This is a genomic window from Rhizobium sp. Leaf311 (assembly GCF_001423445.1).
Lineage (GTDB): Bacteria > Pseudomonadota > Alphaproteobacteria > Rhizobiales > Rhizobiaceae > Agrobacterium.
Genome location: NZ_LMNZ01000002.1, coordinates 162,789 through 173,302, shown reverse-complemented (window position 1 = coordinate 173,302; position 10,514 = coordinate 162,789). Strand labels below are relative to the sequence as shown.

Annotated in this window: 12 protein-coding genes and 3 pseudogenes; 2 read left to right on the top strand and 13 right to left on the bottom strand. The window is 53.5% G+C overall.

Features of this window, described 5'->3' with window-relative positions; genetic code table 11:
• Window positions 1–96: 96 nt before the first annotated feature.
• Window positions 97–897: pseudogene (locus ASF69_RS23325) on the bottom strand (tyrosine-type recombinase/integrase); the annotation flags it as partial.
• A gap of 256 nt (window positions 898–1,153) precedes the next feature.
• On the opposite strand from ASF69_RS23325, the gene ASF69_RS04950 reads away from it, so the two are divergent.
• Window positions 1,154–1,747 (top strand): recombinase family protein, encoded by a 594-nt coding sequence (locus ASF69_RS04950; protein WP_062585936.1) that lies wholly within the window; start codon window positions 1,154–1,156, stop codon window positions 1,745–1,747.
• Between the two features lie 259 nt (window positions 1,748–2,006).
• Window positions 2,007–2,289 (top strand): annotated as a pseudogene (locus tag ASF69_RS22705) (transposase); the annotation flags it as partial.
• A 231-nt stretch (window positions 2,290–2,520) separates the two neighbouring features.
• Here the strand turns inward: ASF69_RS22705 and ASF69_RS22700 are convergent.
• The 12 genes and pseudogenes from ASF69_RS22700 to ASF69_RS04890 form a co-directional block, all read right to left on the bottom strand.
• Window positions 2,521–3,195 carry a type VI immunity family protein gene (locus ASF69_RS22700; protein WP_244475401.1) on the bottom strand — a complete coding sequence of 225 codons (675 nt, stop codon included), beginning with the start codon at window positions 3,193–3,195 and terminating at the stop codon, window positions 2,521–2,523.
• 98 nt (window positions 3,196–3,293) lie between these two features.
• The gene (locus ASF69_RS23530) at window positions 3,294–3,437 is read right to left on the bottom strand and encodes a hypothetical protein (RefSeq protein WP_244475400.1); all 144 of its coding nucleotides are present in this window, start codon (window positions 3,435–3,437) and stop codon (window positions 3,294–3,296) included.
• Between the two features lie 14 nt (window positions 3,438–3,451).
• On the bottom strand, window positions 3,452–4,444 hold the full coding sequence (locus ASF69_RS04940; protein WP_082469635.1) for a type VI immunity family protein: 993 nt from the start codon (window positions 4,442–4,444) through the stop codon (window positions 3,452–3,454).
• A 9-nt stretch (window positions 4,445–4,453) separates the two neighbouring features.
• Window positions 4,454–5,131 carry a hypothetical protein gene (locus ASF69_RS04935; protein WP_062585931.1) on the bottom strand — a complete coding sequence of 226 codons (678 nt, stop codon included), beginning with the start codon at window positions 5,129–5,131 and terminating at the stop codon, window positions 4,454–4,456.
• Window positions 5,132–5,267: 136 nt separating this feature from the next.
• Complete coding sequence (locus tag ASF69_RS04930; RefSeq protein ID WP_062585928.1) at window positions 5,268–5,477, bottom strand: hypothetical protein; 210 nt, start codon at window positions 5,475–5,477, stop codon at window positions 5,268–5,270.
• 77 nt (window positions 5,478–5,554) lie between these two features.
• On the bottom strand, window positions 5,555–6,637 hold the full coding sequence (locus ASF69_RS04925; RefSeq protein WP_062585925.1) for a hypothetical protein: 1,083 nt from the start codon (window positions 6,635–6,637) through the stop codon (window positions 5,555–5,557).
• A 291-nt stretch (window positions 6,638–6,928) separates the two neighbouring features.
• Window positions 6,929–7,537 (bottom strand): annotated as a pseudogene (locus ASF69_RS04920) (IS3 family transposase); the annotation flags it as partial.
• 266 nt (window positions 7,538–7,803) lie between these two features.
• Window positions 7,804–8,463 (bottom strand): outer membrane protein, encoded by a 660-nt coding sequence (locus ASF69_RS04915; protein WP_062585922.1) that lies wholly within the window; start codon window positions 8,461–8,463, stop codon window positions 7,804–7,806.
• A 96-nt stretch (window positions 8,464–8,559) separates the two neighbouring features.
• Complete coding sequence (locus ASF69_RS04910; RefSeq protein WP_062585920.1) at window positions 8,560–8,814, bottom strand: hypothetical protein; 255 nt, start codon at window positions 8,812–8,814, stop codon at window positions 8,560–8,562.
• Window positions 8,815–9,096: 282 nt separating this feature from the next.
• A complete protein-coding gene (locus ASF69_RS04900) occupies window positions 9,097–9,420 on the bottom strand; it encodes a hypothetical protein (RefSeq protein WP_112964631.1) in 324 nt (107 codons plus the stop codon).
• Between the two features lie 31 nt (window positions 9,421–9,451).
• Entirely contained in the window at window positions 9,452–9,748 is a 297-nt protein-coding gene (locus ASF69_RS04895; RefSeq protein ID WP_244475399.1) for a hypothetical protein, read from the bottom strand.
• 106 nt (window positions 9,749–9,854) lie between these two features.
• Window positions 9,855–10,166, bottom strand: coding sequence for a thermonuclease family protein (locus tag ASF69_RS04890; protein ID WP_113170999.1), 312 nt, complete (start codon window positions 10,164–10,166; stop codon window positions 9,855–9,857).
• Between the last annotated feature and the right edge of the window lie 348 nt (window positions 10,167–10,514).

Below are 10,514 nucleotides of genomic sequence, written 5' to 3'. Positions count from 1 at the left end.
GGTCAATTTCATCGTGCATTCGTATGAAGAGGTAAACTCGCTGCTGGCAAGGGGCTGGCCCTTTTTCGTGGATATCGCCCGCGATGGCATCCCGCTCTACGAAGCCCCCGGCCATCCGCTGGCCTCACCAAAAAATCTGGCGCCAGAAGAAGCGCGGGCCGAGGCGCGATGGCGTCGTCTGTGTATACCATACGTGGTGGCGGGCGGAAACTCCCCCGGCTCCAGCCCGGCCATGACCACACGCTGTTTCAGGATCGCGTTGATGGCGCCCGGTTCCAGCGCATGTCTGGACAGATTTCCCCAGCGATCGATCTTGCGGAAAATGCTTCCGCTATCGATGCGCGCGGCTGTCATCCATGCATTCAATGCCTCGACGGGCCGCCCCGTTAGATAAACAACATCGTCGTTTTCACTTCCGGACGTTTTTGTCCGGCCAAGGTGAATGGAGAGCGAGGGGAGGGAAGGGGCGTTGTCGACCGCAATCGGGACCTCGACGGTCAACTGCTCTTTGCGCAGCCCGGCGATTTCGCTGCGCCGACGACCACCGGAGGCAAACGCCACCATCAAAATTGCCCGGTCACGGACGTCGCGCAGGCTATCGGTGCTACAGGTCGCAAGGAGCTTCGCCAGGACATCACCGGTCACAGCCTTGGCGCTTTTGCGTTTTCGCGGACGCGGCGTGACGCGGACAGCCAGCCGGATCGCCTGCTTGAGGGCAGGGGAGGAGAATACCCCTTGATGGCCGCGCCATTTCGTGAGTGTCGACCAAGATGCGAGCCTACGCCTCACCGTGTCGGGCGCGTGGGGACCGATGGATTTCAGAAACCCTTGCTCGCGCAGGAGATGATCGACGTTCTGCGGCATGCCATGATCATGATCAGTGATACGCTTTTCGGGATGGATGCATCGATAATAAAAGTCGTCAAGGACGGCCCTCGTCGCGCCACGACAAGATCTCTTCATTCCTCGATGGCATCGCCCGTGATCGTGCGGCGCGGACTTCGTTCATCAACAGTTGCAGATCGCTCTCCTTACGGATCCTCGGCATGCGAACAATCGGGTCGTTGCCACGCGAAATAATCACATCCTCACCGGCTTCGACCGGCACCAGCAGTCTAGTCGACATTCTAATATAAGTGTGGGACAGATCCCAATGCTGCGCACTTTCGTCTATGTCCGCGTTTCGACGACCGGACAAACAACTGAGAACCAGATAAAGGAAATCGAAGCCGCAGGCTTCCAGATCGAACCACGCAGGATCGTCGCGGAGACAGTTTCAGGCAGCACCGCCATCGCACAGCGTCGCGGGTTTTCCCGGCTCATGGACCGCTCGGAATCGGGTGACATTCTAATTGTCACGAAGCTTGATCGGCTCGGCCGTGACACGATCGACGTCAGCACCACCGTCAAGCTGCTCGCGCAAATAGGCGTGAAGGCCTACCGTCTCGCTCTGGGTGGTGCTGATCTCAATAGTTCCTCCGGTACGATGACTATGCAGGTTCTAAACGCCGTCGCGCGGTTCGAACAGGATTTGCTGATCGAACGGACGCAATCAGGCCTCAGGCGGCCAAAGTTCGAAGGCAAGACCCTCGGGCGACCTTCCACATTCAGCGATGGACAGAAGCAGGACGTGCGTGAGGATCTTGCAAAAGAAATGAGCGTTTCTGCCATCTCCCGGAAATTTGGAACCAGCCGCCAGACCATCATGCGAGGACGTGACGAGAGTTCACGGTCCGTTCGACCTTAGCGTACGATTCCGGACTACTCTTGTTCTGCCCCCCTTACCCGACGCGGACAACTGACTGAAGCGTTCTTACGAGATTTAGTTGAGTAGAGTCCAATCTCTGCGCGTCCTTTCCAAGGGGAGGGGCGGTCAGTATACTAAAGTGCTCGGCAGGCTCTGAAGGGAGCATGGCAAACGGCAGGGGGTCCCTATGACGATAAGCACGATAACGCTTTAATATTTCTCACGTTGACGGGTCCATTTCTGTATCACTGATCACAGTTATGTCGAGAGTTTCAACGGCCGCATGCGCGACGAGCTGCTCAACGAGCGTGTTCTTTGGGCTTGATCATGCCCGCAGTGCCATCGCGGAATGGGCTGACGACTACAACAATTTCCGGCCGCTTTCATCGCTCGGATACCGGACCCCGGCCGACTATGGAGGGATCATCGCCGCAACCGGCTCCAACGCTACGCAATGTGTGAACTACGCGTTTCCGCCGGTTGCTCACACCACGCCATATGGCTTATCGAAAACCGGCGAAGCTCTAATCGCACCCGGATGAAACTTGAGTGGCAGGTCAAAGTAAATTCAATGGCTTGCGGGCGTGGAAAACCCAAATAGGTTTACTTGGGCAGCTAAACGTGTTATTTGCCCTCAGTCGGAACTGACGCCTATCTTAGCGTACGATTTTGAACTGCCCTTGTTCTGTCCTCAACCACCCTAGCGCTCACCACCATCGCACCGGCGTGTCCATTATTCGGTGTACTCCATGTTATCGACATCATGTGGCGCTCTAAGATAGGCGCTCCCAGTTTTCATAACGCAGGGGCTTGAGAAAATCGTTGATTGCGCGGTAGGCCGCGGGCACGCACCCTTTGTTCAAGTCACCGAGCACAGGCTGCTCTCCGGCCTGGAAAACGACACCGCCCTCGTAAGGGTGATGGATGGCTTCCTCAGCAAGTAACGTTCGTGCCTTATCAATGCCGCCAACCCGCTCGAGCAGCTCATCGTTGACGGCCGTCAGCCACTTCACATCGCGGATCGTGTCCGTCCTGTCTCGTATCGCCAATCCAAAACGCGCGCCATCCTCGTAAAACAGCCCGGGAAACCTGCAAAAATGAGGGTAGGCTTTTGCCGTTGCACCCGACGCGTAGGAATAAAAAAAGAGCGACAAACCGGATACGGCGTAGAAAACCCGCAGATCGCGGCAGGCGTTAACGAAAAAACAGACCAAACAATCCCGATGCGCGACAGCGCCGATAGCCTCGTTTGGCACATAAGGTGTCCATTGCCACCGCGATAGCCGACGCCGGGAAGAAGGGCAGTGAAGTAGTCGTGGACCGGATCCGTCGAACGCAACGCCTGTTTTGGCATATGCCTTACATAGAAACTCGCCGTCTCCTTGTCGTCGTAATAGCCGCCCTGCAACAGATATTCCTCGATCTGTTTTCCTGCTGAAATACGACATGTCCGCTCATTGAATGACAATAAATTGGTGTTACCCTTTGCCAGATCGTAATAACGCAATGCCAAACCGAGCATGGATTGGCGTATTTGACGCGTTTCTCAATCCGCAAAATAGAAGCCGGAGGTCAGCCCAATCAGCCATTGAATGGTATTGTCAGGGGGCAAACCGATTTCATCCAGTTTTTCGAGTTCACCTCGCGCCTCAAGGATCGCCATCGTGGTGATGAGTTCGTTTAAATTCATGAGGCTTAGCAAGCTCAACGTTCACCATCGTCAAACCGATGCACCCACCATTGCGTATACTCCATCTCGTCAACACCGTAAGGAGCTTGTAGATAGGGGTAATCCCAGGCCTCGTAACGCAGGGGCTTGAGAAAATCGTTGACTGCGCGGTACGCAGCAGGCACTCGCCCCTTGTTCAAGTCGCCGAGCACAGGCCGGGCACCCGCTTGGAAAACGACGCCTCCCTCGTAAGGATGGAGGACAATCTCGTCTCCCAGCACATCTCTTGCTTTTTCAAATCCACCGAGCCGCGCCAGCAGTTCGTCGTTGATGGCTGTCAACCAATTCACGTCTCGGATCACATCGGTGCGACGCAATATTTCCAACGTGAAATTGCTGCCATCTTCGTAAAGAAGGCCTGGAAACCGACGAAACAAGAGATATGCCTTCTCAGTCGCACCTGCCGCATAGGAATAGAAGAAAAGCGACATGCCGGACACTGCATAAAAAACCCGCAGATCGCGGCAACCGTCAACAAAGAGGCGAACGACGCCGGTTGGATTGCGTGACAATTCCGATAGCCGCGTCTGATACATCAGCCGCCCGTTACCACCGCGGTAGCCAACGCTTGGAAGAAGAACAGTGAAGTAATCGTGAACCGGATCGGTCGAACGCAACGCCTGCTTTGGCATGTGCCTGATATAGAAGCTCGCGGTCTCTGCCTCGTCAAAATATTCATCTTGTGACAGATAATTCGCGACGTCATCCCGTGACGAGATACGGCGTACACGCTCGTTAAAGGACAACACATTTGCGTTGCCTTCCGCAAGGTCGTAGTAACGTAGCCCCAAATCGAGCATGGCTTGGCGTGTACGCCTTGTTTCACCATCCGCAAAATAAAACCCTGACGTCAGGCCAAACAGCCATTGAACAACATTGCCAGGCGGTAAACCGATTTCGTCCAGTTTTTCGAGTTCCCCTCGCTCTTCGACGTTCGCGACAACAGCGACCAGTTCGTTCAAATTCATGACATCATCCTACCAGCTTGGCACGGGCGGGCGGCGCCCGCCAGGGATCCGGGGCCCGGGCAACGGAAGCCAGATCGGCGGAGCATTCTCAAGCCCCTTTTTCAGCTGCCGCCATCGTTCTTCGGCTTCCCACTGGCGTTCCTGTTCGCGCTGTCTCACAGATTCTTCGCAATTGTCGCACTCATCCAACACCACGAACTCCCTGTAACGAGCTCTGTACCGTCTTGCGATAGCACGATAAGCATCATCCTTCGCCGCATCATTTGGAAACTTGTCACCCGGAAACTTCATGTCGTACATATGGGTCATCTGGCCGTTCTCGACTTTCACCACATCAAGCCAGCGGGAGCCACGCACATTGAACCATCGCGTACCGCCCCAGGGCGCCCTGCGGGGAACCTTGGGAATGTCGTATTCCTCTCCTTGGAAGATGACATTTCCGGGTGGTTTGTCCGGGAATGTGTTGCTTGGATTGTTCGGGTCCCAGAATCTAAGCTCGGAAATATAGCCGTAATTGGTGCGCGGATCGCCGACCGGCATGCTGCCGCCAAAAACCGTGTTCGGATATTGTGCTTGGATCGTCGCGTCCACACAGCGCTGGTAGCGACCGGGGCTCGCTTCGCGAACCGGGAGCCTCGCACGCCATTCATCGTCCCACCAGCGAGAGCCGGACAGGCTGTGGTTCAAGAAGATCTATCATGCCATGCACGCGCGAAACCGCCCGCGCACTGCGACACACCGTCCGCGGAGAAAGGCGTGTTGTTGCTGACAGCCCACATGCTGGTCAGTTCAGATCGATATAGGCGGCGTCCAGCGCGATATTCTACGGAGCCATTTGGATATTTTTTTTGCCTCCCACCCTCACGATTCCATCGGAACCCAATGAAACACGGGCTTCGCCGTTGCGAATCGTCAGCGTACCCGAACCATCAAGTTCGATCATCGTTGTGATTTTCAAAAGCTTGCCAAACGCGTCGTCCGGCAATTTAAGAACCTCTTCCAAAAGCATTTTACGATCAGAGATCTGATTCATATTGTGCAAACTCCCTCTAAAACTCATCAGACGGAACGCTGATCGCAAACGTCAGCGCTGCCATCGACCGCAACTCTCTATTTCAGTTGATCCACCAAACCGTCTCCAATGGTGCGCGTGACGAAGTCCGTATGGATCATTGCGGCAATGTCCGTTGGCGTGGCAGGAAACGCCGCGAGCGAAGCTACTGCGACAACCACGCCCTTCTTGAGACTTAGTAAGGTCTTGGCACGTATCTTCTGTCCGCTACCCTGGAGAGTGACGATATCAATAAAGCCTTTGTCTGCGTCGCCTATTTTTTCCTCCGGAACGAAGCTTACATCCTCATCCAATTTAAAGCCGACGTCTGGCATAAGGTTTTGCAATTCGATCTCTACTACCTTCGCAGCGAGTTGACGCAATTGTTCATCAGTGGGAGCGAGGTTCGCCTTTGGTGTTGGAAAAACGAATAAAGATACAGCCGAGTTTCCGTCGGGATCATTAGAGTTTGTAAAAATCGCACCAGCGTAGGAAGGATTCGGATCGTTGTTTTGAGAAAGCTTTTTCCATCCATCGGGTAGTCGAGCGGAGTATGTAGTATGACCGCTGGACGGCAGCTGTTCCGAATGCATCGCGCCGTCAATGCTATCAGCTCCCTTGTTGTCAAGCTTTAGCGCCCCCAGAAATTTTGCGATTTCGGGTTCGACACGTTGAGCCTGATCTTGCGCATAGCTGGCTCTTATGATGAGCAAAGATGTGTCTTGACGCCAAACAGCGACCCTTTCTCGGCGTTCGAATCCGTTAACAGGCCCAATAGCGAAAACGTCACCTGCATCTCTGCCATATTCCTTCATTGCAGAGACCGACGCTCCCGACTCTGTTGCGAAGAGGCGTGCGTAATCTACGCCTCTCGCCACTTTTTCGGGCTTGATTTCGGCGCTAATAATCTGAATTTCCAGATGGTCCCGGTTAGAGGGGTCATAGCCGATAGATTTCAGCTCAACTTTGTCGAACACAGAATAGGTATCCCACTCCGACAATGTTCTATCTTCATTAAACCATCTGACGCCATCAATTTTAACAGCGTGAAAATTCAGATTCTTCGAACCTTCAACGCTGAATGCTTCTGAAGCCTCGGCGTTTTTGTCTAATTTCAAATGGCTCGCATAATCTTCAGCCATCACATTCAATCCAATTGCGGTGGTCGATAAAACTAGCGCTGAAAAACACGTCCAACGCGTCACAGAGAATAGGTGATGCAACGTTTTTTCTCCCTGTCATTTTTATTACCATCCCTTGATAAGGTCAGCTGCCTTACCAAGACCAGTCAAACCAGCCGATCCTTTTACACCGCCGCCCAAACCAAGGCCCAGTTTTACACCCGCTTCAGCTCGAGCCTTACCATTCTTAATCCCCGCTTCGGCGGATCCCTCGGTAATCCCCCCGTTTTTAACGGGGCTTCGCGGTAGAATTCATGCGGCCATTTTCAGTTTCTGTGCGGGCGTTATGCCACCGATGCCCATACTGGGCGGTTCGTTGTTATACGTCCAGAGCCATTGCGTGGAGAACTCCTGTGCCTCCTCGATGCTTTGAATGATGTATTGGTCGAGCCATTCATGTCGGACGGTGCGGTTGTAGCGCTCGACATATGCGTTCTGTTGCGGCTTTCCGGGCTGGATGTGGCTCAAGGCAATTCCTTGCGTTTCTGCCCATTCCATCAGTTTGCCAATGACATACTCAGGCCCATTATCCACAGGAATGCCGAACGGTTTGCCGCGCCACTCAATGATCTGGTTCAGACTGCGGATGACGCGTTCAGCAGGCAGCGAGAAATCCAACTCAATGCCCAGCCCTTCGCGGTTGAAGTCGTCCAGGACGTTCAACGGACGAAATTGTCGACCGTCCTCCAAACGATCCGCCATGAAATCCATTGACCAGACCAGGTTTGGCGCATCCGGAACAGTCAAGGCATCGGGCTTGTCCCGCTTCAAACGCTTGCGTGGCTTGATCCTGAGGTTCAACTCCAGCTCGCGGTAGATGCGGTAAACGCGCTTGTGGTTCCAGCGATGTCCCCGGACATTAAGGCCGAACGACAGCTTCTCCAAAATGGTTCTGAAAGAGTCTAGTTTCCACATCACAAACGCGGTCGAGGTCAGCAGCTATTAGTTGGACGATCTGTCCATAAACGGCAGCGATGAGGACACGCCAGCCGACGCTCGTGCGGGATTCGTGAATGCGGCTTATGAAGCGGGGCTGTCGGTTTCTGACAACGACAACATTTAGTCGGTGAAGGATTACAAAAAAAGCCCGACAAGATGCCGGGCTTTTCTGTAGTCGTAAGTGATGATCAGAACTTTACACCGAGCCCGACGCGGATTGCGTGCTGGTCAACATCGGAGTTGATAGTGCCACCGCCGGCGCCGCCGAAGTCGAAGGTCTTATCACCAAGGTCTGTGTATCGATATTCAATCCGACCGAACATCATGTCGGTGAAAGCGTAGTCCATGCCAACGCCAACCGTGTAGCCGTTGAAGGTTTCTTTCTGTTCGCCAAAGCCAGTGACATCTGCATACCCACGAGCATAAGCCCAACCAGCGGTACCGTATACAAGCGCACGATCGAAGGCGTATCCTACACGACCGCGGACAGAACCCTGCCAGTCAATGCCATAGTTGAGAGCGCCTCCGAACGCAGTCTCATCGGCCCAATTCTTTTCAAAATCAGCTTCAACACCGACTACCCAGCTATTGCCGAAGTCATAGTTATACCCGACAAAACCGCCAAGAAGGCCGCCATCAAAGTCTTGAGAGAAGCTGCCGGTGCCAGAAATGTCGGAATCGGTGCTGTTCCAACCGTATCCGCCCTGTACGCCCACGGTAAAGCCAGTCCAGCTGAAAGCGGGGACGACATCGGCTACTGGAGCTGCGGGTACTTCATTTACAGCGTCGGCCGCCATAGCTGTGGAAGCAGAAAGAATGATTGCGAGGGCTACGAAAGTTTTCTTCATGATCTTTGATCTCCCTTTTGAGCACTTAGTAAAACTCAAAAGTTCCGGAAATGCTGTAGATTCCACGCAACACAACGAGCAATACGCAAGACTTCATTACCTAAGCAGTTCGTTTTCCGATGGCCCCGCAAAAAAACTTAGTGACATTTTGTCGACAATTTCCCCGCTAGAGCGAACGACCTCGAAATAAACACCGTTTACGTCTTCGCCGTTGACTGTCCTGTCGGCGTAAATTTCTCGTGCCGAACGCATGGCCTCGACGCAAGCGTTCTTTTCGCTGGCAAAATCCGCGCCCTGTTCATCGACTATCTCGTGCTTTTCATTCCGAACTCGGAAAATATATAAAGGCATATCGCCACTTCTAATGTTTTTGAGGTGGAGGGAAGCTCCTGCCTATTGAATGCAAGTAGGTAACAATCTCTTGACGAAGGTGGTCTCTATCCCCGAAATCTCTCGATATCTGTTGCAGCAATGGTTGGACTTCATCGTATTTCGAATCAGACAGATCAGCGTCTCCTAGGACGTAGTGCTGATCGCCCACTGCCGTTATATCGCGACGCGTGGCTACTACAGCCTCAACAAAGGCAGGAATGTCTGCCTCTCTGATTTTTTTCACAGTGATATCATTTTCAGTCAACGCGTAGTCCCCTCTATTACCTCGTCTTGAGTATCTAGGATAATCTTGAGCGCCCGCAAAACTGCTGCAGCCTTCAAAAACGCAGCCTTCACCTTTTCATTTTCGATGTGCCCGTGTTCTATGAGGGCAGTCGCCGCCTGGAGATCGATCACCACATCTCGCGCGTTTGGACTGGCCGGTGCTGCTATTGCTTCTCGCATGTCCCGAATAATCATCACAGCCATTTCCAGCATCCGGCGCTTCTGGAAGTCGCGTAGACTTTCAATTTGATTGGCGCCTCTGATAAGCTCGGAAATGAACGCGGAAACGTTGTTGCACATGCATCAGAAATGCAGAGGCGCATCGGGAGAGTCAACTGTCAGGAAAGGTTGCTGCCTCGCCGGGGCTAACCTGCACTCGCGGAATGCCAAGCGGCACACGGCAAAATCCCGTTTTTACAACACGACCTTCAGAACAGGCGGCGAGGCGTCTAGCCTGAACGTGTAAGTCCACCTGAACCATCGGCCCGCGCGGAGTGTGTATTGTCAAAGTGCTGATCTCAACATCAAGACCTGACTTGTGAACGTCGTGAATGGCACCATTCAGTTGCCGAAGCGCAGTGGCGAGAAGTTCTTCAGCCTGCTTCTGTCGAGTGATGAGAGGTGTCATGTAAGTCAAATTCCCTGGCAGCGGCTTTCATGCGTCGGACCGGGGTGCTCAATTACCCCAGCCCGACTTCCTAGCCGACTGCTGCGGCAAGTGGCTAGGTTCCTGCTTATAAAACTTGACTGCGGCACCAATCAATCCGCTGTTTCGGATTCCATCGCTTTGCAAGACCTTCTGATATGAGAACCTGCCCAACCTCACGTCCATCGTTCAGATAAATGTTGATCAAGGGGCGGTCGCTTGAGGTTCGGTCCCTAGAGCCGCTGTCGTCGATCCAAGGTACGCCGGCAAGCAGCAATTCTTTCAGTCTCGCTTTTGCCTGCTGCGCTAGATTCCGCTCATATTCGCACTTGGACCGGCTCCCCATCTCTGGCGCGTCTACCTCTGACTTAAACGGGACACCACCGCCCAGAAGCCGCATATTTTGCCCCTCGCATTTGATAGTGTCGCCATCAATCACTAAAAGCGAGGCACAGGATATTGGCTGAGATGCTAAAGCAGGGGATGGTATCAACGGAATTGCTATCGCTGCCGCGGCAAAAAATACTGACCTCATTTGTTCGGCTCCTTATACGGGTAGTGTGCCCAGCACCACCACTGGACCTGCTCAGCCTTGCTGGGGTTGAATCCAAAGCCGCCCCACTTCTTGCACCGGCACACTGCAATAGTGATTCTCGTGAATGCCGTCACCCGTCTTGCTTGTTAGGTCGCTCAATGACCAGTCCTATTGTCCGAATTCCAGGTTTGCAGATAACAGGCATGGGAAGTA